28 protein-coding genes are annotated in these 25,845 nt (G+C 60.5%); 22 read left to right on the forward strand and 6 right to left on the reverse strand.

Annotation, left to right across the window (positions count from 1 at the left end):
• The first annotated feature begins 139 nt into the window (after positions 1 to 139).
• Genes ribF through ispH form a run of 5 tightly spaced genes read left to right on the forward strand, consistent with a single transcriptional unit; the run spans position 140 to position 5,874 of the window.
• Entirely contained in the window at positions 140 to 1,114 is a 975-nt protein-coding gene (ribF, locus tag J9885_RS11500) for a bifunctional riboflavin kinase/FAD synthetase (RefSeq protein ID WP_210549546.1), read from the forward strand.
• A complete protein-coding gene (ileS, locus tag J9885_RS11505) occupies positions 1,114 to 3,975 on the forward strand; it encodes an isoleucine--tRNA ligase (protein WP_210549501.1) in 2,862 nt (953 codons plus the stop codon). Before ribF ends, ileS begins: the two co-directional genes overlap by 1 nt.
• Complete coding sequence (gene lspA, locus J9885_RS11510; RefSeq protein WP_210549502.1) at positions 3,975 to 4,490, forward strand: signal peptidase II; 516 nt, start codon at positions 3,975 to 3,977, stop codon at positions 4,488 to 4,490. The genes ileS and lspA overlap by 1 nt, the downstream gene beginning before the upstream one ends.
• A complete protein-coding gene (fkpB, locus tag J9885_RS11515; protein ID WP_210549503.1) occupies positions 4,487 to 4,939 on the forward strand; it encodes an FKBP-type peptidyl-prolyl cis-trans isomerase in 453 nt (150 codons plus the stop codon). Before lspA ends, fkpB begins: the two co-directional genes overlap by 4 nt.
• Complete coding sequence (ispH, locus tag J9885_RS11520) at positions 4,939 to 5,874, forward strand: 4-hydroxy-3-methylbut-2-enyl diphosphate reductase (protein ID WP_210549504.1); 936 nt, start codon at positions 4,939 to 4,941, stop codon at positions 5,872 to 5,874. Before fkpB ends, ispH begins: the two co-directional genes overlap by 1 nt.
• 202 nt (positions 5,875 to 6,076) lie before the next feature.
• Here the strand turns inward: ispH and J9885_RS11525 are convergent, their stop codons facing one another.
• Positions 6,077 to 6,463 carry a type IV pilin protein gene (locus J9885_RS11525; RefSeq protein ID WP_210549505.1) on the reverse strand — a complete coding sequence of 129 codons (387 nt, stop codon included), beginning with the start codon at positions 6,461 to 6,463 and terminating at the stop codon, positions 6,077 to 6,079.
• An 87-nt stretch (positions 6,464 to 6,550) separates the two neighbouring features.
• On the opposite strand from J9885_RS11525, the gene J9885_RS11530 reads away from it, so the two are divergent.
• From J9885_RS11530 to luxS, 8 genes are all read left to right on the forward strand, one after another.
• Positions 6,551 to 7,084, forward strand: coding sequence for a GspH/FimT family pseudopilin (locus J9885_RS11530; RefSeq protein ID WP_210549506.1), 534 nt, complete (start codon positions 6,551 to 6,553; stop codon positions 7,082 to 7,084).
• Positions 7,075 to 7,686 (forward strand): prepilin-type N-terminal cleavage/methylation domain-containing protein, encoded by a 612-nt coding sequence (locus J9885_RS11535; RefSeq protein ID WP_210549507.1) that lies wholly within the window; start codon positions 7,075 to 7,077, stop codon positions 7,684 to 7,686. The genes J9885_RS11530 and J9885_RS11535 overlap by 10 nt, the downstream gene beginning before the upstream one ends.
• Positions 7,687 to 7,690: 4 nt before the next feature.
• Positions 7,691 to 8,806 carry a PilX N-terminal domain-containing pilus assembly protein gene (locus J9885_RS11540; protein WP_210549508.1) on the forward strand — a complete coding sequence of 372 codons (1,116 nt, stop codon included), beginning with the start codon at positions 7,691 to 7,693 and terminating at the stop codon, positions 8,804 to 8,806.
• A gap of 14 nt (positions 8,807 to 8,820) precedes the next feature.
• On the forward strand, positions 8,821 to 10,923 hold the full coding sequence (locus J9885_RS11545) for a prepilin-type N-terminal cleavage/methylation domain-containing protein (protein WP_210549509.1): 2,103 nt from the start codon (positions 8,821 to 8,823) through the stop codon (positions 10,921 to 10,923).
• Positions 10,924 to 11,070: 147 nt separating this feature from the next.
• Positions 11,071 to 12,693, forward strand: coding sequence for an NAD+ synthase (locus J9885_RS11550; RefSeq protein WP_210549510.1), 1,623 nt, complete (start codon positions 11,071 to 11,073; stop codon positions 12,691 to 12,693).
• A 9-nt stretch (positions 12,694 to 12,702) separates the two neighbouring features.
• On the forward strand, positions 12,703 to 13,041 hold the full coding sequence (gene glnB, locus J9885_RS11555) for a nitrogen regulatory protein P-II (protein WP_005308848.1): 339 nt from the start codon (positions 12,703 to 12,705) through the stop codon (positions 13,039 to 13,041).
• 5 nt (positions 13,042 to 13,046) lie between these two features.
• The gene (locus J9885_RS11560) at positions 13,047 to 13,640 is read left to right on the forward strand and encodes a transglycosylase SLT domain-containing protein (protein WP_209279864.1); all 594 of its coding nucleotides are present in this window, start codon (positions 13,047 to 13,049) and stop codon (positions 13,638 to 13,640) included.
• 18 nt (positions 13,641 to 13,658) lie between these two features.
• On the forward strand, positions 13,659 to 14,168 hold the full coding sequence (luxS, locus tag J9885_RS11565) for an S-ribosylhomocysteine lyase (RefSeq protein ID WP_011704660.1): 510 nt from the start codon (positions 13,659 to 13,661) through the stop codon (positions 14,166 to 14,168).
• Positions 14,169 to 14,227: 59 nt separating this feature from the next.
• Here luxS and J9885_RS11570 read toward each other — a convergent pair whose 3' ends face one another.
• Positions 14,228 to 15,250, reverse strand: a complete 1,023-nt coding sequence (locus tag J9885_RS11570) for a GGDEF domain-containing protein (RefSeq protein WP_043757713.1) — start codon at positions 15,248 to 15,250, stop codon at positions 14,228 to 14,230.
• A 133-nt stretch (positions 15,251 to 15,383) separates the two neighbouring features.
• Here J9885_RS11570 and rnr point away from each other — a divergent pair, with 133 nt between their 5' ends.
• The 5 genes from rnr to J9885_RS11595 all read left to right on the forward strand — a co-directional run bounded on the left by rnr (position 15,384) and on the right by J9885_RS11595 (position 20,550).
• On the forward strand, positions 15,384 to 17,777 hold the full coding sequence (rnr, locus tag J9885_RS11575; protein ID WP_210549511.1) for a ribonuclease R: 2,394 nt from the start codon (positions 15,384 to 15,386) through the stop codon (positions 17,775 to 17,777).
• The gene (gene rlmB, locus J9885_RS11580) at positions 17,774 to 18,523 is read left to right on the forward strand and encodes a 23S rRNA (guanosine(2251)-2'-O)-methyltransferase RlmB (protein ID WP_210549512.1); all 750 of its coding nucleotides are present in this window, start codon (positions 17,774 to 17,776) and stop codon (positions 18,521 to 18,523) included. The genes rnr and rlmB overlap by 4 nt, the downstream gene beginning before the upstream one ends.
• Positions 18,524 to 18,530: 7 nt before the next feature.
• Positions 18,531 to 19,100 (forward strand): Crp/Fnr family transcriptional regulator, encoded by a 570-nt coding sequence (locus J9885_RS11585; protein ID WP_043757721.1) that lies wholly within the window; start codon positions 18,531 to 18,533, stop codon positions 19,098 to 19,100.
• A gap of 56 nt (positions 19,101 to 19,156) precedes the next feature.
• Positions 19,157 to 19,612, forward strand: coding sequence for a GNAT family N-acetyltransferase (locus J9885_RS11590; RefSeq protein WP_210549513.1), 456 nt, complete (start codon positions 19,157 to 19,159; stop codon positions 19,610 to 19,612).
• 101 nt (positions 19,613 to 19,713) lie between these two features.
• A complete protein-coding gene (locus J9885_RS11595; RefSeq protein ID WP_210549514.1) occupies positions 19,714 to 20,550 on the forward strand; it encodes a DMT family transporter in 837 nt (278 codons plus the stop codon).
• Positions 20,551 to 20,595: 45 nt separating this feature from the next.
• On the opposite strand, the gene J9885_RS11600 is transcribed toward J9885_RS11595, so the two are convergent.
• Both J9885_RS11600 and J9885_RS11605 read right to left on the reverse strand, forming a co-directional pair.
• Positions 20,596 to 21,444: a hypothetical protein gene (locus J9885_RS11600; protein ID WP_210549515.1), complete on the reverse strand. Its 849-nt coding sequence runs from the start codon at positions 21,442 to 21,444 to the stop codon at positions 20,596 to 20,598.
• 111 nt (positions 21,445 to 21,555) lie between these two features.
• Positions 21,556 to 22,779 (reverse strand): Nramp family divalent metal transporter, encoded by a 1,224-nt coding sequence (locus J9885_RS11605; RefSeq protein ID WP_210549516.1) that lies wholly within the window; start codon positions 22,777 to 22,779, stop codon positions 21,556 to 21,558.
• Between the two features lie 236 nt (positions 22,780 to 23,015).
• On the opposite strand from J9885_RS11605, the gene rpsF reads away from it, so the two are divergent.
• The 4 genes from rpsF (at position 23,016) to J9885_RS11625 (ending at position 25,021) form a co-directional block, all read left to right on the forward strand.
• Positions 23,016 to 23,402 (forward strand): 30S ribosomal protein S6, encoded by a 387-nt coding sequence (gene rpsF / locus J9885_RS11610; RefSeq protein ID WP_005331771.1) that lies wholly within the window; start codon positions 23,016 to 23,018, stop codon positions 23,400 to 23,402.
• A 32-nt stretch (positions 23,403 to 23,434) separates the two neighbouring features.
• Entirely contained in the window at positions 23,435 to 23,665 is a 231-nt protein-coding gene (gene rpsR / locus J9885_RS11615) for a 30S ribosomal protein S18 (protein WP_005313392.1), read from the forward strand.
• Between the two features lie 52 nt (positions 23,666 to 23,717).
• A complete protein-coding gene (gene rplI, locus J9885_RS11620; protein WP_043757734.1) occupies positions 23,718 to 24,164 on the forward strand; it encodes a 50S ribosomal protein L9 in 447 nt (148 codons plus the stop codon).
• Positions 24,165 to 24,277: 113 nt separating this feature from the next.
• Positions 24,278 to 25,021 (forward strand): ferredoxin--NADP reductase, encoded by a 744-nt coding sequence (locus J9885_RS11625; RefSeq protein WP_210549517.1) that lies wholly within the window; start codon positions 24,278 to 24,280, stop codon positions 25,019 to 25,021.
• Positions 25,022 to 25,075: 54 nt separating this feature from the next.
• On the opposite strand, the gene J9885_RS11630 is transcribed toward J9885_RS11625, so the two are convergent.
• Together J9885_RS11630 and J9885_RS11635 are read right to left on the reverse strand one after the other, a co-directional pair.
• Positions 25,076 to 25,411 (reverse strand): hypothetical protein, encoded by a 336-nt coding sequence (locus J9885_RS11630; RefSeq protein WP_043757739.1) that lies wholly within the window; start codon positions 25,409 to 25,411, stop codon positions 25,076 to 25,078.
• Positions 25,412 to 25,429: 18 nt separating this feature from the next.
• Positions 25,430 to 25,726 carry a hypothetical protein gene (locus J9885_RS11635; RefSeq protein ID WP_210549518.1) on the reverse strand — a complete coding sequence of 99 codons (297 nt, stop codon included), beginning with the start codon at positions 25,724 to 25,726 and terminating at the stop codon, positions 25,430 to 25,432.
• Positions 25,727 to 25,845 lie beyond the last annotated feature (119 nt).

Genomic DNA, 25,845 nt, shown 5'->3' on the forward strand with positions numbered 1-25,845 from the left:
TCCACTGCGAGGCGAGATGGCCCAGGCTGATCCCGGGAACCGGGCGGGATGGCTGAAATCGGGGTAATGCAGGGCTGACCCTGCCTGCTGCCTGATATATAATCCGCCGATTTCCATGGCAGCAACGCACAAGGCACTGATGGAGCTTATTCGCGGCATTCACAATATCAAGGCCCGTCACCGAGGCTGTGTATTGACCATAGGCAACTTCGATGGGGTTCATCAGGGGCACCATGCGGTGTTGGCCCGCTTGCAGGAAAAAGCGGCCCAGCTGGGCTTGCCAGCCTGTGTCATGCTGTTCGAACCCCAGCCGCTGGAGCTGTTTGCCGGTGCTGCGGCACCCGCCCGCCTCAGCCGCTGGCGAGAGAAATACGAAGCCCTCAAGGCCATGCAGATCGATCGCATGCTCTGCGTGCGCTTCACTCACCGCTTTGCCGAGCAGGCGGCCAGTACCTTCATCGAGCAACTGCTGGTGGAGAAACTCGGCGTGCACTATCTGGTGGTGGGCGACGATTTTCGCTTTGGCAAGGGGCGGGAAGGGGACTTCCACCTGCTGGAAGAGGCGGGACGGCGCTTCGGCTTCGAGGTGATCAGCACCCAGAGCTTCCAGCTTTCCCGCCAGCGGGTCAGCAGTACGCTAGTGCGCGAGGCCCTCAAGGCGGGCCGCATGGCGGAGGTGGAGCTGATGCTCGGCCGCCCCTATGCGATCAGCGGTCGGGTGGCCCACGGTGACAAGCTGGGGCGCACCATAGGTTTTCCCACCGCCAACCTGGCCCTCAAGCGCCAGGTGATCCCGGTCGGTGGCGTGTTCGCGGTGGAAGTGGTATGTTCCGGCAAGATCTTCCCCGGTGTCGCCAATGTGGGTGTACGGCCGACCTTGAGCGGTACACAAGCCAGATTGGAAGTACATTTATTTGATTTTTCTGGTGATCTATACGGTCAGCAGGTCAAGGTGCTGCTTCGCCACAAGCTGCGCGAAGAGCAGAAATTTGACTCTTTCACCGCCTTGAAAGAGCAGATCGAACGAGATGCCCTGGCGGCCCGAGCCTGGTTCGGGCTGCCACAATTTCATTTACCCAGCACTCTTTTAGAAAAGAAGGGAACCCAGGACTGATGAGCGACTATAAACATACCCTGAATCTGCCGGAAACCGAGTTTCCGATGCGCGGCGATCTGGCCAAGCGCGAACCCAACATGCTGAAACGTTGGTACGATCAGGATCTTTACGGCGCCATTCGCCGCGCCAAAGTGGGCAAGCCTTCTTTCATTCTGCACGATGGCCCCCCCTATGCGAACGGCAGCATTCACATCGGTCACTCGGTCAACAAGATCCTCAAAGACATCATCATCAAGTCCAAGGGCCTCTCCGGCTTCGACTCTCCCTATGTGCCGGGCTGGGACTGCCACGGTCTGCCCATCGAGCTGAAAGTGGAGGGCATGGTCGGCAAGCCGGGTGAGAAGGTTTCCGCCGCCGAATTCCGCGCCGAGTGCCGCAAATACGCCAAGACCCAGATCGAAGCGCAGAAGACCGACTTCATCCGTCTGGGCGTGCTGGGTGACTGGGAACACCCCTACCTGACCATGGATTTTGGCACCGAAGCCAACATCATCCGCTCCATGGCCAAGATCGTTGAAAACGGCCACCTGCACAAAGGCTCCAAGCCGGTGCACTGGTGTACCGATTGCGGCTCCGCGCTGGCTGAAGCGGAAGTGGAGTACTACGACAAGAACTCCCCCTCCATCGACGTGCGCTTCAAGGCCGTCGACGAGGCTGCCGTTGCAGCCAAGTTTGACTGCGCCGAAGGCCACACCGGCAAGGGCCCCCTCTCTGCCGTGATCTGGACCACCACCCCCTGGACCCTGCCGGCCAACCGCGCCATCGCCATGCACGCCGATCTTGACTATGCGCTGGTGCAGGTGGAAGGGGATAACCCCGAGCGTCTGATCCTGGCCGCCGAGCTGGTGAAGGATGTGATGGATCGTGCCGGCATCGAGCACTTCCACAACCTGGGCTACGCCAAGGGCGCGGCGCTCGAGCTGCTGCGCTTCAACCACCCCTTCTACAGCTTCGACGTGCCTGTGGTGCTGGGTGATCATGTGACCCTGGACGCCGGTACCGGCGCGGTGCACACCGCCCCTGGCCACGGTCAGGAAGACTTCGTGGTCGGTCAGAAGTACGGTCTGGAAGTGGCCAACCCGGTTGGCAGCAACGGCGTCTACCTGCCGGATACCGAACTGTTTGCCGGCCAGCACGTGTTCAAGGCCAATGCGGCCGTGGTCGAAGTGCTGACCGAGCGTGGCGCCCTGCTGCACCACAAGGTGTTCAACCACTCCTACCCGCACTGCTGGCGTCACAAGACCCCGATCATCTTCCGTGCCACCCCCCAGTGGTTCATCAGCATGGAGCAGAAGGGTCTTCGGCAGCGCGCCCTGGAAGAGATCGAGCGTATCGAGAAAGAGGGCATTGCCCAGCACGGCCAGAGCGGCTGGGTGCCGGCCTGGGGCAAGAACCGCATCCAGGCAATGGTCGAGAACCGTCCTGACTGGTGTATCTCCCGTCAGCGTACCTGGGGTGTGCCCATCTCCCTGTTTGTCCACAAGGATACCCAGGCGCTGCACCCGGATTCCGTGCGCCTGATGGAAGAGGTGGCCAAGCGGGTCGAGCAGTCCGGCATCCAGGCCTGGTGGGATCTGGACAAGGCCGAGCTGTTGGGCGCGGACGCCGACAACTACGAGAAAGTGCCCGATACCCTGGACGTCTGGTTTGACTCCGGCTCTACCCACGCCTCCGTGGTCGACGCCCGTCCCGAGTTCAACGGCAAGCCGGCCGACATGTATCTGGAAGGCTCTGACCAGCACCGCGGCTGGTTCATGTCGTCCCTGATGATCGGCGTGGCGATGAAGGACAAGGCCCCCTACAACCAGGTGCTGACTCACGGCTTCACCGTGGATGGCCAGGGTCGCAAGATGTCCAAGTCCATCGGCAACGTGGTGAGCCCGCAGGACGTGATGAACAAGCTGGGTGCCGACATCCTGCGTCTGTGGGTCGCCAGCACCGACTACACCGGCGAGATGACCGTCTCCGACGAGATCCTCAAGCGCTCCGCCGACGCTTATCGCCGTATCCGCAACACCGCCCGCTTCCTGCTGGCCAACCTGAACGGCTTCAATCCGGCGACCGACATGGTGGCACCAGCCGACATGGTGGTGGTGGATCGCTGGGCCGTGGGCCGTGCCAAGGCGGTACAGGCCGAGATCGTGGCGGCGTTCGACGAGTACAACTTCCACGGTGTGACCCAGAAGCTGATGCAGTTCTGCTCCATCGAGATGGGCTCCTTCTATCTGGACGTCATCAAGGATCGTCAGTACACCGCCAAGGCTGACAGCCTGGCCCGTCGCTCCTGCCAGACCGCCCTCTATCACATCGCCGAGGCCATGGTACGCTGGATGGCGCCCATCATGAGCTTCACTGCCGACGAGATCTGGGCCCTGCTGCCGGGCGAGCGAGGCGAGTTTGTGTTCACCGAGGAGTGGTACGACGGCCTGTTCGGGCTGGAAGCGGGTGAAGTGCTGAACGACGAGTTCTGGGCCGAGATCCTCACCGTGCGCGGTGAAGTGAACAAGGCGCTGGAAGTGGCCCGTGGCGAGAAGCGCATCGGTGGCTCCCTGCAAGCCGAACTGACCCTGTTCGCCAAGCCTGAGCTGGCTGCACGCCTGAACTCCCTGGCCGATGAGCTGCGCTTCGTGCTGCTCACCTCCAAGGCCAAGGTGGTCAGCGTCGATGCCGCTCCGGCAGACGCAGTAGCGACCGAGCGCGATGACCTGTGGCTGAGCGTGACCCAGTCTGTCGCTGCCAAGTGCGACCGCTGCTGGCACCATGTGGAAGACGTGGGTACCATCGCAGGCCACGAAGAGATCTGTGGCCGCTGTGTCACCAACGTCGAGGGTGACGGCGAAACTCGTCAATTTGCCTGATGAACATGACTCAAAACGAGATGAACAACAAAACCGGCCTGCGTTGGCTGTGGCTGGCGGTACTGGCCTTCGTACTGGACCAGGCGAGCAAGCTCGCCGTGGTCAAGTTGCTGCCGTTTGGCTACCCGGGGGTGGAGATCACCCCCTTCTTCAACCTGGTCCACGTCTACAACAAGGGGGCAGCCTTCAGCTTCCTGGCCGATCAGGGGGGCTGGCAGCGCTGGTTCTTCGCCGTGCTGGCGTTTGCCATCTGCGGCCTGCTGATCCACTGGTTGCGCAAGCAATCCGTCACCCAGCGCTGGAGCGGCATCGCCTACTCGCTCATTATCGGCGGCGCCCTTGGCAACGTGTTTGATCGGCTGGTGCTGGGCCACGTTGTCGACTTCCTCGATTTCTACTGGGGACGTGCCCACTGGCCGGCATTCAACCTGGCGGACAGCTTCATCTTCATCGGTGCTGCCATGATAGTGCTGGACGGTTTTCGCAGCGAGAAGAAGAAGGAAGTGACCTCATGAGTCGGCAGATAGCAGCAGACAGCAGCGTACAGTTCCACTTCTCCATCAAGCTGGAAGATGGCTCGGTGGCCGACAGCACTGCGCTGCACGGCAAGCCGGCCCGTCTGCGGATGGGGGATGGCAGTCTGACTTCGAGCTTCGAGCAGTGTCTGCTGGGGCTGCGCGAGGGGGAGAGCAAGAGTTTTACCCTGGCACCGGAACAGGCGTTCGGCCTCTCCAACCCCGACAACATCTACCATCTGGACCGCGCCAAGTTCGGCGCCGAGGTGGAGCCCAAGGTCGGTACCATCATCCTGTTCGACCAGCCCAACGGCAGCGAGCTGCCGGGCATCATCCGGGCGGTGGAAGGGATGTCGGTGACGGTCGATTTCAACCACCCCCTGGCCGGCCACACCGTCACCTTCGAGGTGGAGATCCTGGGGGTTGACGACGAGGAGAAAGTGAACTGATGGATATCCTGCTCGCAAATCCCCGTGGCTTCTGCGCCGGTGTCGACCGCGCCATCAGCATCGTCGAGAGCGCACTGGAGAAGTTCGGTGCCCCCATCTATGTCCGTCATGAAGTGGTGCACAACCGCTACGTGGTGAACAAGCTCAAGGAGGCGGGCGCCGTCTTCGTCGAGGAGCTGGATGAGGTGCCGGACGACAGCATCGTCATCTTCTCCGCCCACGGCGTCTCCAAGGCGGTGCGCGAGATGGCCAAGTCCCGTGCTCTCAAGGTGTTCGATGCCACCTGCCCCTTGGTGACCAAGGTGCACATGGAGGTCCATCGCGCCAGTCGCAAGGGCTCCGAAGCCGTGCTTATCGGCCACGCCGGTCACCCCGAGGTGATCGGCACCATGGGGCAGTACGAGAATCGCGAGGGGGGTATGTATCTGGTGGAGACGCCAGAAGACGTGGCCAAGCTCCAGGTGAAGAACCCGGATGACCTCTGCTTCGTGACCCAGACCACCCTCAGCGTGGACGAGACCTCGGACGTGATCGATGCGCTGCGGGCGCACTTCCCCAAGATCCAGGGGCCGCGCAAGGATGACATCTGCTATGCCACCCAGAACCGCCAGGATGCGGTGCGGGAGATGGCAGGGCTGGTGGATGCCATGCTGGTGGTCGGATCGCGCAACTCCTCCAACTCCAACCGCCTGCGGGAGCTGGCCGAGAAGGTGGGGACCCAGGCCTACCTCATCGACGATGCGTCCATGATTGACCCTCAGTGGCTGGACGGTGTCGATCGTATCGGGGTCACTGCGGGTGCCTCTGCCCCCGATGTGCTGGTGCAGAACGTTATCGCCCGTCTGCGCGAGCTGGGAGGCAAGATAGTGACTGAGCATCCGGGCCGCGAGGAAAACGTGGTATTCGAAGTCCCCCCCGAACTTCGTATCCTCTGATGAAAATGCCGGCCCAGCGCCGGCATTTTTGTAGGCAGAGCGAGCAACTCCAGCATCGAGGCCAAAGGCGCTTCCGGGGAAAGGGCCATGATTGGCACAGGCTTCACTTTCTTCTTATTCCTGTGTTTTCCCTATCCATGACCTATGCATGAGAGGTATTCCTCTCAGGTATCTTCAACTGGGTGCTGATAGTTATGCAGGCTCACTTCCAGCAGTCGGCAGGCTCCTTCACATCGGCCTTGGTGATGGTGAGCAGGGTACAACCGGTATCATTGCTCTGAGCTCCGCTGGCCTGAGCTTGCAGCTTGTAGGTGGCGGCACTGGTCGAGGCTGCAACCACGGAAAAACCGTAATAGTTGCTGCTGGGGTTACCAAGATCCGCTAGGTTCGTGCTGTAAGCGCTGCTGGTGATCCGATACTCCTCCTGTTTGAGTTGCATGGTCATCAGAGTCTTGAATGCATCGGCGCGTCGGGAGTGTAACAATCCATTCTGGAAAGAGGGATAGGCAATGGCGGCAATGATGGCCACGATGGCGACCACAACCATCAATTCAATCAGCGTTATTCCTCTTGCGAAGCGTAGTGGCATCGGCATGGTTCCATAAGTGAGTTGAGACTATCATAGGATAGTACTCGCCAGCCCAAGAACGGGCTATAGACAGGAGTCTGGGCAAACATGGAAATGCGGATCAGGCCGGTGTCCGGCTTTACCCTGATAGAGCTGATACTCGCCTTGACATTGGTAGCGATCCTGGTCGCTGTCGCGCTCCCCAGCTATCGTTCGCTGCGCCAGGAACAGATGGTCAGGGCCGCCACCCAGGCCATCTACACCGATGTCATGCTGCTCAAGTCCGAGGCGGTCAAACGTAACAGCAATCTCACCCTCATCATTTTCAACAGCGGACTGAGCGGCTGGTGCTATCGGGTGGCGGTAGATGGGGCGGGTACCTGTAACAGCTGCGCCGACAGTTGCTCCAGCGTGGAAGGGAGAAAAGGTGGCGATGCCAGTGAATATCCGGGTCTCACCCTGACCGCCAGCTATACCGGGGGCAAACTCACCTTTTCACCACGCAGGGGGACGTTAGCTGCGGGTAATATTGAGCTGAGCTCTGATACCTATAACCTGCGGGTTGTCTCCAACAATGTGGGGCGAGTATCTACCTGTGCGCCTACAGGCAGCAAAGTGGGAGGCGTTCCCTCATGCTCTTGAGACACAACCGGGGCTTCAATCTGGTAGAGCTGATGGTGGCCATGGTGGCGGGTTTGCTACTGGTCGCCGCCGCTTCGGCGCTCTTTGCTAGCATACTCAAGGCCAACAAGACTGCCATGCAGGTCAGTCGCCTCAATCAGGAACTTCAATCGATTACGGACATGATGGCCCGTGATATCCAGCGTGCAGGTTATGACGCCAGTGCAGCTGCACATACATTGGTTTCTGGTGCGACCTCCCCATTCTATTTCGATCCGGCCACAGATCTGGTGAGCGGCTGCATCAAGGTGAAATACGACGACAATGCGGATGGTGTGTTGGACAACACCTCTGCGGCCGGTGAGACTCGGTTTTATAACTACAGCAGTGCCGACAAGGCAGTGAGGCTAGATCAAGGAGACACAGCCAGTTGTTCGGCAGGCAGCAAGCTCAGCTCCGATGACACGATTGCGGTCAGTGCGCTGAGTTTTAGCATGCTCTCCGGTTCCGTTTCCACAGGGGTCAGAAGCATCAGACTTACTATCACGGGCAACGATATTAAATCCCCGGCCCTGACGCTCACTTTGCAGCGGGATATCAAGCTGCGCAACGACGGGTTTTGATGCCATGAAACGTCACGCCGGTTTCACTACCTTTACAGTCACCCTGCTGCTGATCCTTATCCTTGTTGGCATTTCCCTGCTTGTGGGGAAGCTGATGGTGGCCGACCGCAAGGTTAGCGTCAACGAGGTGCAATATCGGCAGGCCCTGGCGCTGGCTGAGCTGGGCATTGCCGATGGTCTGAGCCGGCAGGATGCCGGTATTGCCATTCCCAGCGGCGGCTTGACGGTCAGCTCGGCGCAAGGCACATATCTGCTTACTGCGACCAACACAACGCCGATCACGGTCGGATCCCCCCCCAATACTCTTGATGTGACGCCGGTAGAGTTGGTATCCACCGCCACTTTGCCCAGCAATCTGGGAACCGCCACCGTGCGGGTTCAGGTGGCAGGCTATCATCTACTCTCCGCTGCAAAGGCGGTGCCGCTGATGGTTGCCGGGGGGACCTCTATCGGGGGGAACTTTACCGTGGTCTCGAATCCCAACGGTGGTGGGCCAGGTGTGCCGTTGTCGGTTTGGTCTGATCAGGCTGTCGGGGGCAGTGGTTCCTGGCAGACCTGCCATCAGGGGGACTATAGCGGAGGCAGTTGCAGCACCAATCTAAGCGATACGAACGATATAGGAGCAGATATCAAGGCAAATGATCCCGCCTTCCCAGATGATCTGCTCTGGTACCTGTTTGGAGAGCCGGATACCGATGAAGGTTGGGCCAACATGTTCGATAACGGGGCGATCTCTATCCCCAATTGCAGCTCTCTTGGGGCTGCATCGACCGGGATTTTTATTGTCGATGTCGGTGTCGATTGCGACTTCACTGCGAGCCTGATCGGAAGTGCGGCTGCTCCCGTGGTTCTGATTGTCCGGGATGGTGATCTGACTATGAATGGCGGTTTGGTATTCAATGGCATCATCTTCGCGCATTCTGATGATCCGAGTAACTCTCCACGGGTGAAAGCGAATGGTACGGCAACGGTGAATGGCTCCCTGATTGCCAATGCCCCTATCGATATCACCAGCGGTACTTTCAATGTCAAATACGATCAATCCGTGCTTGACGGTGTTCAGCAGGGCGCCAGTTTTCAGACCACAAAGATGGTGCCCGGCAGTTGGCGGGATTGGTAAGGCGAGGAGCGCATATGAACAAGCAGAAAGGATTTGGTCTGCTGGAGATCCTGATTGCCCTGGTGCTGCTCGGGGTGGGGGTGGCCGGGCTGGTCTCGCTGGCACGTGGCATGTTGAGCGCGGCCCGGGAAGGAGGGCGCTACGAAATCGCCATGCGATTGGCTGAGTCAAAGCTCGATGAGTTTCGCAACTTCAACGAAGTACGCACTGCGACCCCGCCACTTACTGCTTATAAAGACATTGCCACCGGTAGCGGCAGCCAGTCACTCTCGAATGACAGCTATTCAGTGAACTGGACGGTTACCAATCAGTTTCTGAACGGTGGTGTCTGGTCGACAACCCAGCCTGCCACTTATCTTTACGACTATCCGGAACGCAAGCGGATTGTGGTGAGAGTCACCTGGAATGACAATGATGGCTCCGGTCGTTATTTGGAGCTAGCTGGAGCTATTTCCCCCACCGGCTCCTTCACCAGCGATGAAACAGGGGATGGTCTGGTCAAACCCCGTGAAAACCCCATCGTTGACTATACAAAGGGAAGCGTTCCGGACGTGGTCGCGGTAGCGCTTGGTAATGGCAGCAATAAAGAGACGAGCAAGCCTTTACCCCATATATCGGGGGGCTCCAGTTCCAGCCGAACCATTCAATTTGATACAGCGACTTACCAGACAATAGGATCCGGCAGCCAGAGGCAGTCGGTGCAGGATACTGCCACGGTTTATTGCAGCTGCACTTTTTCCGGTGGTACGGGAACGGCTTATTTGCCTGCACGTCCCTATTATATCGAGTCGGATGACCTGCAATATTGGAAGTCGGGTACACAGTTGAGCAAGTCGGTCGGGATGCTGAAGGGCAATGCCAATCAACAGGAAACACTCTGCTCGACCTGCTGCAGCGAACATTATGATGTGAGTACCCAAGGGTTTGCGGGCTATTATGCCCCGCTAAATACGAGCAGAGGTAGATACCAAGCGAGCGGTGCCAATCTGGTGGCTGCCAGTACAGGTGATTATCAGGATGCCTGCCGCTTCATGCGCATTGATGGTTTCTACCGACCTGCACCGGATTGGCGTCTTGCGAGCCTGACCAGTTTTTCGGCCAGCTTTCTGAATGATGCAACCAATCTGGCAAACTATCAGGCCTATGTAACCTATGTGGTAACAGAGCATGCCAAATGGCAGAAAACGGCCTTCGCTGGCACAACTGATAACAGTTGGTCTGCCCCCAATTCCTCCCCGGCGATCCAGTCATTCAATAGCTGGCTGGCGGCAAATCGGGTTGGTGACGGTACCACCGCCTTGTCGACATCGATCGGCTCCAGGCAATTGATAAGCCGTGGTATCTACGTGGATATCATGCCCCCCAGCTATCTAAGTGATGAAGTCTTTGAAGGGGGAGTGAGCGAACCGATTCTGGCCAAGATCCCCTTTCAGGATGTGAACATGACGCTGCTGAGCGAATGGAGTAGCAGTGACACCGACAAGGGCACCGTGACCAGCCAGCCGATTGCCACTATCGTCGACCCGGACAACAACTATTACGGCACTTACAGTCGTGGGGTGCTGACGGCCAAGAGTACGACCTTCTCTGGTACACCGCCCGCCGATAGCCCGATCACCATCACGGTGAAAAGCTATCAGGGGAATTCGGGGGTTGTGGGGTCACCCGTACTGCCTGAGGATGTCACAGCAGCCATGACCTCTACCATGCTGGTCAGTATCCAAGACCAACCGGTTGCCAGCATTCACGGGATCGTAGAGTGTTTGCAGCTGAAGACGACGGGCAACGGTAATGGCTTGAAAAACAGTTCGGTCTCTTGCGATGCCACCTCCATTGGCCTGACCGTTGGCGTCAACAATGCCAATGTGACGTGTCAGGTGCTGGATCTGGGCAAACCGGCAAAACCAAATTATTCGTGCAGCGGGGTACCTGGCAGCAGTTTTACGCTGACCCTGTCGAAGAGTGGTTACCAGATTACGCCAGCCTCTCAGACTTTTACCCTGCCTGCCAGCGGCACTTCGGTAGGGGGATGTGTGATGATGGTACAAGAGACATTGCTGACCGCATCGCCAGCAGCGACGCCGACACCGACGACGACGTGCACCACAGTGCCCTAGCCTGAAGCGCGGTGATATGGAGGCCGGGGCCTACATTTAGTCAGACAGGGTGGGGGAGTAATGATACCCCTTCCCCCCAAGGCGCTGGCACAGCCAGCGCCTTTTCTTTATCATTCCCCATCATTTTCGAATTCAAGATGCATCGCCATGGCAAACGCCCTCTCTCTGATGCTTGCCCAGTTAAATCTGACGGTAGGCGCTATCGAAGATAACTGTGACAAGGTGCTGGCTGCCGCCGCCGAGGCAGATCTGCAAGGTGCCGATCTGCTGGTGTGTTCCGAGCTGGCCCTGACAGGCTATCCGCCTGAAGATCTGCTGCTGCGCGCCGATCTGATGATCCGGGCTGAGGCTGCGCTTGCCCGAGTCGCTGCATGGCAGGGCAACTGCGCCATTTTGGTGGGGCACCCCTGGCGTGAAGGGGAGAAGCTCTACAACGCGGCTTCTCTCTATGAGCAGGGCAAGCTGGTGGCGCGCTACTTCAAGCAGGATCTGCCCAACTACGGTGTCTTCGACGAGAAGCGTTACTTTGCCGCAGGAACCGAGAGCTGCGTGGTGCCATTCCGTGGCCATCGACTGGGACTGCTCATCTGCGAAGATCTCTGGCAACCAGGGCCGGCGCTGGCCGTCAAGGCCGCTGGCGCCGACGTGCTGATCACCATCAACGCCTCCCCCTACGATCAGGAGAAACCCTGGATCCGCCGCGAGCTGATAGTGGAACGTTGTGAGCAGGCTGGCTTGCCGCTGGTCTACCTCAACCAGGTGTGTGGCCAGGATGAGCTGATCTTCGACGGTTGCTCCAAGGTGTTCAACAGCCAGGGCGAGCTGACTCACAAGCTGGCCCCCTTCGCCGAAGAGCTGGCGCTGGTGCGCTTTGCTGACGGTGAACCGGTGAAAGAGCGGGAGCCTGCCGCGCCGCTCGAGCCGCTGGCCGAGACTTATCAGGCACTGGTACTGGCGGTGCGCGACTATGTCACCAAGAACGGTTTTCAGGGGGCCGTACTCGGTCTCTCCGGCGGGATCGACTCGGCACTGACGCTCGCCATCGCAGCCGATGCCATCGGGGTCGACAAGGTGCAGGCGGTCATGATGCCATTCCGCTATACCGCCCAGATGAGCGTCGAAGATGCCAAGGAGCAGGCCGAGCGGATGGGGGTGGAATTCAACATCATCTCCATCGAGCCCATGTTCGAAGGTTTCATGGCCCAGCTTGCACCGCTGTTCGAAGGGACGGCTCGCGACACCACCGAAGAGAACCTGCAGGCCCGTTGCCGCGGCGTGCTCTTGATGGCGCTCTCCAACAAGCGTCGTCGCATCGTGCTGACCACCGGCAACAAGAGCGAGATGGCGGTCGGTTACGCCACGCTGTATGGCGACATGGCTGGCGGTTTTGACGTGCTCAAGGATGTTCCCAAGACCCTGGTCTTCAAGCTGTGCGAATACCGCAACAGCGTGGAGTATGTGATCCCGCAGCGGGTCATCGATCGTCCCCCTTCGGCAGAACTCGCGCCGGATCAGGTGGATCAGGACAGCCTGCCTCCCTACGACATTCTGGATGCCATCCTCAAGCGCTATGTGGAAGAAGATGCCTCCGTGGCCGACATGGTGGCGGAGGGCTTCGAGGAGGCGGTGGTGCGCAAGGTGATCCGTCTCGTGGACCTCAACGAATACAAGCGCCGTCAGGCCGCGGTCGGGCCTCGCATCACGGCCCGCAACTTTGGTAAGGATCGCCGTTATCCCATCACGTCCGGGTTCGGCAAACAGAACTGGTAAGGAGTCACCATGAAGAAGATTGAAGCCATCATCAAACCGTTCAAGCTGGACGATGTGCGCGAAGCCCTGGCCGAGATCGGCATCAACGGCATGACCGTCTCCGAAGTGAAAGGCTTTGGTCGCCAGAAAGGCCACACCGAACTCTATCGCGGTGCCGAGTACATGGTCGACTTCCTGCCCAAGGTGAAGGTGGAGCTGGTGGTCCAGGACGAGGATCTCGATGCCTGTCTGGAAGCTATCCAGAACACCGCCCGCACCGGCAAGATTGGTGATGGCAAGATCTTTGTCTGCGAGGTGGAGCGCGTCATTCGCATCCGTACCGGCGAAGAGAACGAAGACGCGATCTGATGTGGATGCGTCTCGCCGTGGTGGCTGGCCTGGTGTTTGGTCTGACCGCCTGCAGTACCCGCCCGCCGGCCCAGCCAGAAAACCTGTGCCAGATCTTTCGCGAGAAGCCTGACTGGCACAAGGCGGCGCTCAGGATGAACGAGCGGTGGGGAACGCCGGTGCAGGTGGTGATGGCCATGATGTATCAGGAGTCCTCCTTCGTACACGATGCCCAGCCGCCGATGCAGTACTTCCTCTTCATCCCGACCGGACGGGCGAGTTCCGCCTACGGCTACGCCCAGGTGAAGGACGAGACCTGGGATGATTACCAGCGGGAAACCGGGAACGGCTGGAGTGATCGGGACGACTTTGCCGACGCCATCGATTTCATGGGCTGGTACACTAGCAAGGCACAACGGCTCAATGGCACCTCCAAGTGGGATGCCTATGGCCAGTATCTGAATTATCACGAAGGCTGGGGTGGCTACCGACGTGGCAGTTACCGCAGCAAGGGGTGGCTGATGAAAGTCTCCCGCAAGGTGGAGGCCCGAGCCCAACGCTACGGCGCCCAGTATCGACAATGCAAGGATCAGCTGCCCAGCGGGGGCTGGTTCTCGTAACCACATCAGGAGTCAGAAATGCCGTTATTGGACAGTTTTACCGTCGACCACACCCGCATGGCAGCCCCTGCAGTGCGGGTGGCCAAGACCATGCAGACCCCGAACAAGGACACCATCACAGTGTTCGACCTGCGTTTCTGCGTGCCGAACCAGGAGATCCTCTCCGAGCGCGGCATCCATACCCTCGAGCACCTGTTTGCCGGCTTTATGCGTGACCATCTCAATGGGAATGGGGTCGAGATCATCGACATCTCTCCCATGGGATGCCGCACCGGCTTCTACATGAGCCTGATTGGCGCACCGGATGAGGCCCGTGTCGGCGCCGCCTGGCAGGCCGCCATGAGCGACGTGCTGACCGTGCAGGAGCAGGGCAAGATCCCCGAGCTCAACGAATATCAGTGCGGCACCTACAGCATGCACTCCCTGGAAGAGGCGCACGCCATCGCCCGCCACGTGCTGGAGCGCGGCATCGGCGTCAACCGCAACGACGAGCTGGCCCTGCCGGAAGAGAAGCTGAAAAGCCTCTGATCCTGGTGTGGTGAGCATGAAAAAGGCCGGTCATTGACCGGCCTTTTTCGTATGGAGGTTCAGGAGGGCAATGGCATCACCCGGTTGCGGCCCAGCTCCTTGGCCTTGTAGAGCAGCTTGTCGGTGCGCTCGACCAGGCTGTCGCCCGTCTCCTGGCCGCTATATTCTCCCACGCCGAAAGAGGCGGTGATGTGGTCGATGCGCCGGCCAGACTTGCGATCCAGGATCGACATCCGCTCTATGATGCGACGCAGGCTTTCGGCCATCTGGCGGGTCAGCGCAAGGGCTCGGTTCGGCACCAGTATTGCAAACTCCTCACCGCCGAGGCGATAGGCCGTGATCCCCTCCTTGCTGGCTTCTCGAAGCCGCTTGCCGACGATGCGCAGCACCTGGTCACCGAGCAGGTGGCCATACTCGTCGTTGAAGCTCTTGAAGCGATCGATGTCGGCCATGATCAGCGAGAAGGGCCGTTTGCTGCGGATCAGGCTGTCCAGCTCCAGATCGAAGGCACGGCGGTTGAGCAGGTTGGTGAGGGCATCCTCGTTGGCCAGCTTGCGGGTCTCGTTGAGTGCCTCGCGCAGTTCCTTGATCTCCTTCTCGGCGTTGCTGAGCTGGCTGCGAAAGTGCAGGGTGGACATGCGTACGTCCCGCGACTCGCGTACCAGCTCCCGCAAGATGGCCATGGTGTCGTCCAGGCTCAGCCCCTCGTCGTCGATGAGACTCAACTTGTCGAAGCTCTTGTCGAGCATGGCCTGGAACTGGCCGGTATCCACCAGGGCGTCATGCATGGAGCTACCGAGCTCGTTGGCCATGGCCGCCAGGCTGAGCTTCATCTCCTCGAGCTGTCGCTCGTCCTGGCTGGCGAGGTGCTGGTGATAGAGGCGCTCACAGGTGGAAAGGGAGAAGGTGCCCTGCAGCTTGATGGCCTGATCGATGGCCTGGTTCAGCTCGGGCATGTCGCCGGAGACATAGTTGTACCAGAGGTGGTAATTGTGCGGCGTGGTGGGGATTTGATACTTGATCATCAGGGGTACCGCCTGTTTCAAATAGGCGGCAGATTGGGCGAACGAGTCCTTGCTCATGAGTTCCGAGTCTCACATACCTGCAAACTGCGGCCAGTATGACAGAGAGAATGGCCAAAAGGCAGTCGATGGATGCCATTAGCTCCCCCCTTCGATATAATGTCTGCGTAACTACCTACCCTAAGGCCTGCTTATGTCTCAAAAAGATCCTTTCCTCCAACGCGAGGCCGAAAAATACGAAAATCCCATCGCCAGCCGCGAGATGCTGCTGGAGCTCATCAAGGGCCATGAAAAACCCATGTCCCGTGAAGAGCTGGCCAAGGTCCTCAAGCTGACCGAGGAAGAGCCGTTGGAAGCCCTTCGCCGTCGTCTGCGCGCCATGGAGCGCGATGGGCAACTGGTATTCACGCGCAACCAATGTTACGCCCTGCCGGATCGTCTGAATCTGGTCAAAGGCTATGTGCTTGGCCACAAAGATGGATTCGGTTTTCTGCGTCCCGAAGGTGGTGGAGCGGATCTCTTCCTGAACAACCGCGAGATGCAGCGTCTGATGCACGGCGACTATGCCCTGGTGCAGCCGACCGAAATCGATCGCAAGGGGCGCCAGGAGGCGCGTCTGGTGCGCCTGCTCAAGGCCCGCGAGGCGGACATCGTCGGTCGCTACTTCGTCGAGAATGGTGTGGGCTTCGTGGTACCCGACGACAGCCGCATCGGCCAGGACATCATCATCCCGGAAGGGGAGAACAAGGGCGCTCGCCAGAGCCAGGTCGTGGTCGTGCGCATCAACCAGCGTGCCACCGCCCGCTTCAATGCGGTCGGTTCCGTGCTGGAGGTGCTGGGAGAGAACATGGCGCCTGGCATGGAGATCGAGATCGCCCTGCGTACCCACGGCATCCCGCACACCTGGCCCGAGGAGGTGACCAAGGAGGTCGCCGGTCTGGGCGAACAGGTGCCGGAGAAGGCCAAAGAAGGCCGCATCGACCTGCGTGCCCTGCCGCTGGTCACCATCGACGGGGAAGATGCCCGCGACTTCGATGACGCCGTCTTCTGTGAAGCCAAGCGCGGCGGCGGCTGGCGCCTCTGGGTTGCCATTGCCGACGTCTCCGCCTATGTGAAGCCGGGTACGGCCCTCGACACCGAAGCCTACCAGCGCGGCAACTCCGTCTACTTCCCGGAGTTCGTGGTGCCCATGCTGCCCGAGGTGCTCTCCAACGGCCTCTGCTCCCTGAACCCCCAGGTGGACCGCCTCTGCATGGTGTGCGAGATGACCATCTCCGCCGCCGGCCGCATGTCCGGTTACAAGTTCTACGAAGCCGTGATGAACTCCCACGCTCGCCTGACCTACACCAAGGTGGCGGCGATCCTGGACGGGGATCCCAAGCTGCGTCAGCAATATGATCCCCTGGTGGGCCACATTGAAGAGCTGAACAACCTCTACAAGGCGCTCAAGCATGCCCGTCACCAGCGCGGTGCGGTGGAGTTCGAGAGCGAGGAGACCCGCTTCATCTTCAACGCCCAGCGCAAGATCGACCGCATCGTGCCGCTGGTGCGCAACGACGCCCACAAGATCATCGAAGAGTGCATGATCCAGGCGAACGTGGCCGCCGCCCGCTACATCGAAAAGAACGAGGCCTCCGCCCTGTTCCGGGTGCACGACCGCCCGGGCGAGGAGCGCCTCACCGGTTTCCGTGACTTCCTGGCCGAGCTCGGCCTGGAGCTCAAGGGGGGCCTGGAGCCCGAGCCGAAAGACTTTGCCGAGCTGGCCGCCAAGTTTGAAGGGCGCCCGGATGCAGAGCTGCTCTCCACTATGCTGCTGCGCTCCATGCGCCAGGCCATCTATCAGGCCGACAACATCGGCCACTTCGGTCTGGCCCTGAAGTCCTACGCTCACTTCACCTCGCCGATCCGCCGCTACCCCGACCTCATCCTGCACCGGGCGATCAAGTACCAGACCGCCAAGGAGCAGCAGGGCAACCTGCGCCACAAGTGGACCCCGAGCGGTGGCTACCACTACCAGCTGGAAGAAGTGGACCCGATGGGCGAGCACTGCTCCATGACCGAGCGTCGTGCCGACGACGCCACCCGCGACGTGGCCGACTGGCTCAAGTGCGAGTACATGCTGGATCACGTGGGTGACGAGTTTGACGGCGTCATCGCCAGCGTCACCGGCTTTGGCTTCTTCGTGCGCCTGGCGGAGATCCACATCGACGGTCTGGTGCACGTCAGCACCCTCACCAACGACTACTACCAGTTCGACCCCCTGCACCAGCAGCTGATCGGCGAGAACTTCCGCCGTCGCTACCGTCTGGGTGACAAGGTGCGGGTCAAGGTGATGGGCGTGAACCTGGACGATCGCAAGATCGACTTCGTGATGGTGGAAGAGCCGCTCAAGGCCACCGGCAAGAACGCCAAGGAGATGGCGCGCAAGCAGGCCGAGATCAAGAAAGAGAAGGCCAAGAGCGCCCAGCGCCACGAGAAACGCAAAGATGGCAAGGAGAGCGGCAAATCCGACAAGGGTGGCCGTGCCAAACCCAGCAACAGACGACCGAGCAAGAAGGCTCGCGACAAGGCCAAGAGCACGAAATGAGTACTGAATTGATCTACGGCATTCACGCCGTCTCCGCGCTGCTGGAGCGTACCCCCGAGCGCTTCATCGAGGTGTGGGCCCTCAAGGGCCGCGATGACGAGCGGCTGCACCCCCTGCTGGCGGAGCTGGAGTCCCTCGGCATCAGGGTGCAGAGCGTGAACCGCAAGACGCTGGATGACAAGGCGGAAGGCAACAATCACCAGGGCATCATGGCCAAGGTCATTGAAGCGCCCAAGCTGGCCGAGCACGACCTGGCCAGCCTGCTGGATGGTCTGGCGGCGCAAGAGACTGCGCCCTTCCTGCTGGTGCTGGACGGCGTGACCGATCCGCACAACCTCGGCGCCTGCCTGCGCAGTGCCGATGCGGCCGGGGTGCATGCGGTGATCGTGCCGCGGGACAAGGCCACCGGCCTGACGCCCATCGTGCGCAAGGTGGCTTGCGGCGCCGCCGAGGTGGTGCCGCTCATCCAGGTCACCAACCTGGCGCGCAGCCTGCGCGAGCTGCAGGAGCGCGGTGTCTGGATCGTCGGTACCGCTGGCGAGGCGGATCACGATCTCTACCAGGCGAAACTCACCGGCCCCATGGCGCTGGTGATGGGCGCCGAAGGCAAGGGCATGCGCCGACTGACCCGCGAGCACTGCGACGAGCTGGTGAGCATCCCCATGGCGGGGGCTGTCTCCAGCCTCAACGTCTCGGTGGCGAGCGGTGTCTGCCTGTTCGAAGCCGTGCGTCAACGTCGCGGCTGATCGGGCGATGACCGACAGACCCCCCTTCGACTGGGATCGGGTCGCAGATGAGCAGGAGGCCGCGCGCCTCCTCTCTTTTGCCCGGCCGTTGACCCTTTCCCCCAAATCTTGCCTCTGGCATGCCGGAGACAGCCCGGCGCTCCTGGTCAGGGTGGAGGAGGGGCTGCTGCGGGCCAAGGTGGTGCTGGCGGATGGCCGCGAGTACATCAAGGAGTTCTACTGGGAGGGGGACGAGTTTCTCGATTTCCACCACCTGCTCAGCGGCGACCCCGCCCGTTACAGTGTGGAGGCGCTGGAGCCCTGCCGGCTGCAGATCTTCGCACTGGCGGATCTGCGCACGCTGTCCTGCTGGCCCACCTGGTATCAGCATCTGCTGGCCGTGCAGCTGCGCATCAAGGAGGAGAAGGAGCTGTTGCTGCTGACCGGGAGCCCCCAGGCCCGCTATCAGCATTTTCTCGCGAGTTTCCCCGCACTGGATGCCAGGGTGCCGGATCACCTGATTGCCGCCTATCTCGGCATTACCCCCATCAGTCTGAGCCGCATTCGCAGGCGGTTGAAAGCGCTTAACCAAGGTTAATGACGTCCCCCGGGCGCGGGACTATGCTGGCGGGCCGCATTCACAAGGAGCTATCCATGAACTGGACCCTGAAATCCTGGTCGGAACTGACCACGGACGAGTTGTACGAGTTGCTGGCCCTGCGGGCCGAGGTGTTCGTGGTGGAACAGACCTGCCCCTTCCAGGATCTGGACGGGCTGGATCGCCGCGAGGGGGTCTGGCATCTGCTTGGCCATCAGGGGGATCTGCTGGCCGCCTATGCCAGGATCATGGCCCCAGGCGTGGGCGATGAGACGGGCTCTGCCATCGGTCGTGTGGTGACCTCGCCCAGGGCGAGGGGGAATGGCCTTGGCCACAAGCTGCTCGACGAGGCAGTGGCGGCGTGCCTGGGTCGTTGGCCCGCCCACAGCATCTGGCTGGGAGCCCAGGCCCACCTGCAGGGCTTCTATGGCCGGCACGGCTTTGTGGCTGAAGGGGAGGGGTATCTTGAGGACGACATTCCCCACGTGGGCATGCGCAGGCAGCCTGCCTGATCAGTCACATGGCCGGGAAAGTGGACGGCCATGCGCCGGCTCTCACATTGTGGTGATGCAAACGAGTATGATGGCGCTCCCCTGTCGTTCGGAACCCCGTCGTGACACTCTCCATTTTCGCGGCCATTCTGCTGGCCGCCCTGCTGCACGCCCTGTGGAACGCGCTGGCCAAGCGCCAGGCAGCGGGGCGGGTCAGCGTACTCCTGGTCTCCCTCTGCTCCGGGCTGTTTTCCCTGCCTTTCCTGCCCCTGGTAGGGCTGCCGGCCACAGTGGAATACCCCTGGCTGGCGCTCTCCATCCTGCTGCACTGCGGTTATTGCCTGTTTCTGGGACGAGCCTACCGGCTGGGCGAGTTTGGCCAGGTCTATCCGCTGGCCCGGGGCTGTGCTCCCCTGATGACCCTGTTGTTCGGTGCTCTGCTGCTGGGCGAGGTGCCCGGGACGGTGGCGGTGTCGGGGGCCCTAGTGCTGGTGGGCGGGGTGCTGCTGATGGCATGGCGAGGTGGTCTTCGGCTCGCTCCGGCCGCCCTGCAGGCGGTACTGATCACCTCGCTCTTTACCGCCGCCTATACCCTGTCTGACGGCATGGGGGCCCGCTCGGCCGATGCTCCGGTACGCTACACCCTCTGGCTCTTTACCCTGACCGCCCTGATGATGCCGCTGCTGATGCGATGGCAGGGTCGCACCTCCCTGCGCACCCTGACCCGGGCCGACTGGTACTCGGGGGCGCTGGGTGGTGCCCTCTCGCTTCTGGCTTATGGCATCGTCATCTGGGCCATGACCCGAGCCCCCATCGGTCTGGTGGCGGCCCTGCGCGAGAGCAGCGTGCTGTTCGCCATGCTGCTCTCCTGGGGCTGGCTGGGGGAGCGGTTGGGGCGCGCCCGGTTGATGGCGGCCCTGGTGATCCTCGGCGGGATCCTGCTGATCCGCCTCGGCTGATGAAGAGCGACGCCAGACCGCAATAAGCCAGGCCCGGCGCCTGGCTCAGGGGGTGACCCGGGTGGTGAGGATGAACCCCTCTTCACAGGGGGCCAGTTGCACCTGTACCTGCCCCAGTTCGGCCAGGCTGCCCACATGGGTGCCGCCGCAGGGAATGGTCAGCTCTCGTCCTTCCAGCACACCATGCCAGTAGCGCGAGTCGATGATGGCCTCGCCGGCCCGGCTGCGGCGGATCTCGCCCCCCGCAGCCAGCCAGTCGGCGAGCTGCCGGTTGACCTGCTCTTCCACCTGCGCCAGCTCCGCCAGCAGGGCCTCACCGTTGACCCCCTTCTTGCGCAGGCTCTTGCCGATACGGTACTGCTCGCGGGAGCCGAGAGGCTCAACTCGGGAGCGCTGGATGGCGAGGCGATCGAAGTCGGGCTGATCCAGGGCATCCCGCTCGCTCACCTCCTTGCGCCAGTAGGGGGTGAGCACCCGGTTGAGGGCGAGAGCAACCAGATGGCAGGCGCTGTGACCCAGGCTCAGGGCATGGCGTGCCTCGGCATCCACCTTCAGTGCTACTTGCGTGCCGATAGCAAGCTGGTGGGAGCCGGCGAGGGGATGCACCACCACGAAAGCCCAGCCCTCGGCGCCCCGCTTGACCGGGATGGCCTGATCCACGAACAGCTCGCCTGCCGGGCTGATGGCCCCCATGCGGCAGGGGCCGACGCTCGCCTCGCCCCCCTCCCAGTGCACCGTGCCCTGGTCCCCGGGTTGATCGGGCCAGAGGTGGCTCTGGGGATGAAAGGGGGTGAGATCGGTGACGAGCAGGGTAGGTTCCCCCTGCTCGCAATAGATGACGCTGGCCTGTTCCTGATGATGACCCAGCACGAAGCTGACCCGGGTATGTTCCATGGCAGGGCTCCCGCAACGATTAATAGGAAGGAAAAGCGGCAGCATACGCGAAAGTGCGAAGAGGCTCATTAACCGGTGATAACGAGCCTCCAGCAGGGGCAGGGCAAGGCGCTAGATCATGGTGACCAGCAGGTAGGCATTGAGGCCTATCACCAGGGTGACGATGAGGCGCCCCATGGCCTGGGTCAGCGGGTGATTGCGATGATCCCCCATCAGGACGCGATCGCCGGTCAGGATCAGCAGGGGAATGAGCGCGAGCGCGATGCCAAAGCTCAGGATTACCTGGCTCAGCACCAGGATCTCCGTGGTGTTGAGCCCCATGGCGATCACCACGAAGGCGGGGGCCATGGTGATGGCCCGGCGCAACCAGAGCGGGATGGTGAAGTGCACGAACCCCTGCATCACGACCTGGCCGGCCAGGGTGCCCACCACGGTGGAGGAGATGCCGGAGGCGACCAGGGAGAGGCCGAACAGGGTGGCGGCGGCCGGTCCCAGCAAGGGGGTGAGGGTCTGGTAGGCGGTTTCCAGCGCCGCCACCTGCTGGTTACCCGAGGCGTGGAAGGCTGCTGCGGCCATGGCCATCATGGCCAGGTTGACGAAACCGGCGATGGTCATGGCGATGGCCACGTCGACCCGGGTGCTGTGCAGTCGCTGGTGGACTGATCCCTTGTCATGGGTGTGTTGGGTCAGTGCCGAGTGCAGGTAGATGACGTGGGGCATCACGGTCGCCCCCAGCACGCCGGCAGCAAGATAGACGGCATCCCCGTTGGGCAGACCGGGGAAGAGGGCGCCCTCCAGCAGGCTGGGCAGGTGGGGGCGGGAGAAGACGAGCTCGACAAGGTAGGCGGCAGCGACGAACAGTAGCAACCCGCCCACCACGAACTCCAGCGGCTTCTGACCGCGGGACTGCAGCATCAGGATGCCCCAGGTGACCACGGCGGTGATGCAGGCACCCTCCAGCAGGGTGACGCCGAGCAGCAGCTTGAAACCGACGGCAGCCCCGATAAATTCCGCGAGGTCCGTGGCCATGGCGATGATCTCCGCCTGCACCCAGTAGGCCCAGACGGCCGGTCTGGGCAGTCTGTCGCGGATATGTTCCGCCAGATTCTTGCCGGTGACGATGCCGAGCTTGGCGGACAGCGTCTGTACCAGCATGGCCATCAGGTTGGCCCACACCACCACCCAGAGGAGCTGGTAGCCGAAGGTGGAACCTGCCTGGATATTGGTGGCGAAGTTGCCCGGATCTATGTAGCCGATGGCGGCGATGAAGGCGGGCCCGAGCAGGGTCAGCTTGAATTTTCGGGCCGGAATGGCTGTGGTCACTGCGGGTTGCATGCTGTCATCCTCCATGGGGATATGAGGAGAGCATAGATCTAAGTGATAATTATTATCAATTGAAGTTTTGCATCAAGGTGATAGAGAAAAACATCTGTTGACGCCAGTTGCAGTGGCTGAGGTGATTTCGTACAATACGCCGCCCTAGAAAGCAGCGTCTAAACACCACTATGTTCCTTGCCTCCGAGGTCTGGCTGCACCTGGGCGGAGGCTGAATTAATCCGTAAGGAGCTAAAATGCGTCATTACGAAATCGTCTTCATGGTTCATCCGGACCAGAGCGAGCAAGTACCTGGCATGATCGAGCGTTACACCGGCGCTATCACCACCGCTGGTGGCACCATTCATCGCCTGGAAGATTGGGGCCGTCGTCAACTGGCTTACCCGATCGACAAGCTGCACAAGGCTCACTATGTTCTGATGAACGTAGAAGCCGAGCAGGCCGTTATCGATGAGCTGGAAACCAACTTCCGCTTCAACGATGCCGTTATCCGCAACATGATCATGCGCACCAAGCACGCCGTGACTGAAGTTTCTCCGATGGCCAAGGCCAAGGAAGAGCGCTTCACCCGTCGTGACGACGAGCGTCGTGAAGATGCTGTTGAAGCATCTTCCGAAGAGTAATTCTTAGATCACCGCATTAGAGGATAAAGGCCATGGCACGTTATTTCCGTCGTCGTAAGTTCTGCCGCTTCACCGCCGAGAACGTTACCGAGATCGACTACAAAGATATCGTTACTCTGAAAAACTACGTCACTGAATCTGGCAAGATCGTACCGAGCCGTATCACCGGTACCCGCGCCAAGTATCAGCGTCAGCTGGCACGCGCCATCAAGCGTGCTCGTTACCTGGCTCTGCTGCCGTACACCGATCTGCACAACAAGTAAGAATCGGTTCGGCGCTTACGCCTAACTCAACGAAATTTATAGAGGAAAGGTAATGCAAGTTATCCTGCTCGATAAGATCGCCAAACTGGGCGGTCTGGGTGACCAAGTTTCTGTTAAAGCTGGTTATGCCCGTAACTACCTGATCCCGCAAGGCAAAGCTGTTATGGCCACCAAGGCCAACATCGAAGCCTTCGGTGCTCGCCGCGCTGAGCTGGAAGCCAAACTGGCTGCCAACAAGGCTGCTGCCGAAGAGCGCGCTGCCAAGCTGGCCGAACTGGCTACCGTGGTTATCGCCTCCAAGTCTGGCGACGAAGGCAAGCTGTTCGGTTCCATCGGTACCCGTGACGTGGCTGAAGCCATCACTGCTGCCGGCGTAGCCGTTGCCAAGAGCGAAGTCCGCATGGGCAACGTTCTGCGTAACACCGGTGAGTACGAAGTTGCCGTTCAGCTGCACGCTGACGTCAAGGCAACCGTACAAATCCAGGTTGTTGCTCTGTAATAGCGTCTCGCTTTGCAGAAAAAACCCGCGCACTTGCGCGGGTTTTTTTCTTTTTGAATCAAGCGAGGATCAAAGGGTAGAGTGAAGGTTCCGTTCCTCTGAAGGAGAACCTTATGGCTGCCTGGGTTGAAGGTCGGGTCATCGATCGCATCGAGTGGACCCCCACTCTGTTCTCCCTGCGGGTAGAGGCAGAACTTGCCCCCTACAAGGCAGGACAATTCACCAAGCTGGCCCTGCAACGGGGCGAACAGCGGATCCAGCGGGCTTATTCCTTCGTCAATCCCCCCGACATGCCCTACCACGAGTTTTATCTGATCGAGATCCCGAATGGCGAGCTGAGCCCCTCCCTGGGTGCCCTGCAGGTGGGGGATTCCGTGCTGGTGCAGTCCCATGCGACCGGCTTTCTGACGCTGGACGAGGTACCGGCCGGGCGGGATCTCTGGCTGCTCTCCACCGGTACCGCCATCGGTCCCTTCCTCGCCATGCTGGCACAAGGGGAGGCCTTCGAGCGCTTCGAGCATCTGGTGCTGGTTCACGGGGTACGTACGGGAGAAGAGCTCACTTATCAGTCGCTAATCGCCAGTTTTTCCGAGCGCTACGGCGCCCGTTTCTCCTATGTGCCCTTTGTCAGCCGCGAGTTCTGGCCTGGGGCCATGGCCGGCCGGATCCCGGCCGCCATCACCAGCGGCCAACTGCAGGAACGGGTGGGTCTCACGTTTTCCCCAGAACAGAGTCAGGTGCTGATCTGCGGCAATCCCGACATGGTGAAGGAGACCCAGCAGACCCTGATTGGGATGGGGTTGGCCAAGAACCTGCGACGAACCCCCGGCAACATCAGCGTGGAAAATTACTGGTAGGCAGAATGCGAACAGGGGCCAATGGCCCCTGTTTCACGCTGACCGATGGCCCGATCAGTGTTTCTTGTTGCCTTTGTCCTTGGACTTGTTGTGACCCTGGCCCGGGTTGTTGCCGCTGTGGATGCTGCGGTTGTAGTGATCCCGGTATTTGCCATCGATCTTGTCGCAATTGAGCTTGAGTCTGCTGTCACCTATGCCGAGATCCAGGCAGTTGTGCTGCCACCAGTCGTACTCCTTGTCATCCCAGTCGACGTTCAGCTTCACGTTGTCGGTGGAGATACGGATGCCATCGCCATCCTTGGAGTGAGGGGGAGCAGCAAATGCGGCGCCATTGACCAGCAGCAGGGAGAGCAGCAGGGCGTGTTTGTTGAGCAGGAATTTGTGAGTCATGGCGAGAATTCTCCTTGGTTACTGGTCGTTGCCCGTGTCGACTGGGATCTGGTTGGTGCTGGGAGGTTGATTGCGCTGCTCTGTGTCATCGAGATCGACCTTCATTCCCCGGCATTCAGAAGGGATCACATCGTTCATGCCCAGATCGAGGCAATCGGCTTGTGACCAGTGATATTGATTGTCATCCCAGTCCAGGTTGAAGGTAAGCGCATCGACGGAGAACGCTGAACCGCCCTCTTCTTCATACTGTGACATGGCCTTGGCCGCGCCGGTAACCAGAAGAAGGGAGAGTAACAAGGTAGTCGTTCTGTTCATGATGGCCTCGGTTGATTGTCATTGCGGGTCAGTCTATTCCAGCCGGGCTGAATCCGGACGGAACCGTGCCCCATCTCATCATATTATTCAGTTCGGCAAGAAAGTGTACCGGCTTTTTG

The sequence above is a fragment of the Aeromonas sp. SrichE-2G genome (assembly GCF_017939565.1).
GTDB lineage: Bacteria > Pseudomonadota > Gammaproteobacteria > Enterobacterales > Aeromonadaceae > Aeromonas > Aeromonas taiwanensis.

Bases quoted from the DNA above. Each gene is read 5' to 3' on its own strand.
- ribF (WP_210549546.1), top strand. From the start codon at position 140: ATGGAGCTTATTCGCGGCATTCACAATATCAAGGCCCGTCACCGAGGC.
- rlmB (WP_210549512.1), top strand. From the start codon at position 17,774: ATGAGTACTGAATTGATCTACGGCATTCACGCCGTCTCCGCGCTGCTG.
- J9885_RS11535 (WP_210549507.1), top strand. From the start codon at position 7,075: ATGCTCTTGAGACACAACCGGGGCTTCAATCTGGTAGAGCTGATGGTG.
- J9885_RS11625 (WP_210549517.1), top strand. From the start codon at position 24,278: ATGGCTGCCTGGGTTGAAGGTCGGGTCATCGATCGCATCGAGTGGACC.
- J9885_RS11530 (WP_210549506.1), top strand. From the start codon at position 6,551: ATGGAAATGCGGATCAGGCCGGTGTCCGGCTTTACCCTGATAGAGCTG.
- J9885_RS11525 (WP_210549505.1), bottom strand. From the start codon at position 6,463: ATGCCACTACGCTTCGCAAGAGGAATAACGCTGATTGAATTGATGGTT.
- rpsF (WP_005331771.1), top strand. From the start codon at position 23,016: ATGCGTCATTACGAAATCGTCTTCATGGTTCATCCGGACCAGAGCGAG.
- J9885_RS11600 (WP_210549515.1), bottom strand. From the start codon at position 21,444: ATGGAACATACCCGGGTCAGCTTCGTGCTGGGTCATCATCAGGAACAG.
- J9885_RS11570 (WP_043757713.1), bottom strand. From the start codon at position 15,250: ATGAGCAAGGACTCGTTCGCCCAATCTGCCGCCTATTTGAAACAGGCG.
- J9885_RS11590 (WP_210549513.1), top strand. From the start codon at position 19,157: ATGAACTGGACCCTGAAATCCTGGTCGGAACTGACCACGGACGAGTTG.
- J9885_RS11605 (WP_210549516.1), bottom strand. From the start codon at position 22,779: ATGCAACCCGCAGTGACCACAGCCATTCCGGCCCGAAAATTCAAGCTG.
- fkpB (WP_210549503.1), top strand. From the start codon at position 4,487: ATGAGTCGGCAGATAGCAGCAGACAGCAGCGTACAGTTCCACTTCTCC.
- J9885_RS11630 (WP_043757739.1), bottom strand. From the start codon at position 25,411: ATGACTCACAAATTCCTGCTCAACAAACACGCCCTGCTGCTCTCCCTG.
- J9885_RS11540 (WP_210549508.1), top strand. From the start codon at position 7,691: ATGAAACGTCACGCCGGTTTCACTACCTTTACAGTCACCCTGCTGCTG.
- J9885_RS11585 (WP_043757721.1), top strand. From the start codon at position 18,531: ATGACCGACAGACCCCCCTTCGACTGGGATCGGGTCGCAGATGAGCAG.
- J9885_RS11545 (WP_210549509.1), top strand. From the start codon at position 8,821: ATGAACAAGCAGAAAGGATTTGGTCTGCTGGAGATCCTGATTGCCCTG.
- ispH (WP_210549504.1), top strand. From the start codon at position 4,939: ATGGATATCCTGCTCGCAAATCCCCGTGGCTTCTGCGCCGGTGTCGAC.
- lspA (WP_210549502.1), top strand. From the start codon at position 3,975: ATGAACATGACTCAAAACGAGATGAACAACAAAACCGGCCTGCGTTGG.
- luxS (WP_011704660.1), top strand. From the start codon at position 13,659: ATGCCGTTATTGGACAGTTTTACCGTCGACCACACCCGCATGGCAGCC.
- rnr (WP_210549511.1), top strand. From the start codon at position 15,384: ATGTCTCAAAAAGATCCTTTCCTCCAACGCGAGGCCGAAAAATACGAA.
- glnB (WP_005308848.1), top strand. From the start codon at position 12,703: ATGAAGAAGATTGAAGCCATCATCAAACCGTTCAAGCTGGACGATGTG.
- rpsR (WP_005313392.1), top strand. From the start codon at position 23,435: ATGGCACGTTATTTCCGTCGTCGTAAGTTCTGCCGCTTCACCGCCGAG.
- J9885_RS11560 (WP_209279864.1), top strand. From the start codon at position 13,047: ATGCGTCTCGCCGTGGTGGCTGGCCTGGTGTTTGGTCTGACCGCCTGC.
- J9885_RS11550 (WP_210549510.1), top strand. From the start codon at position 11,071: ATGGCAAACGCCCTCTCTCTGATGCTTGCCCAGTTAAATCTGACGGTA.
- J9885_RS11635 (WP_210549518.1), bottom strand. From the start codon at position 25,726: ATGAACAGAACGACTACCTTGTTACTCTCCCTTCTTCTGGTTACCGGC.
- ileS (WP_210549501.1), top strand. From the start codon at position 1,114: ATGAGCGACTATAAACATACCCTGAATCTGCCGGAAACCGAGTTTCCG.
- rplI (WP_043757734.1), top strand. From the start codon at position 23,718: ATGCAAGTTATCCTGCTCGATAAGATCGCCAAACTGGGCGGTCTGGGT.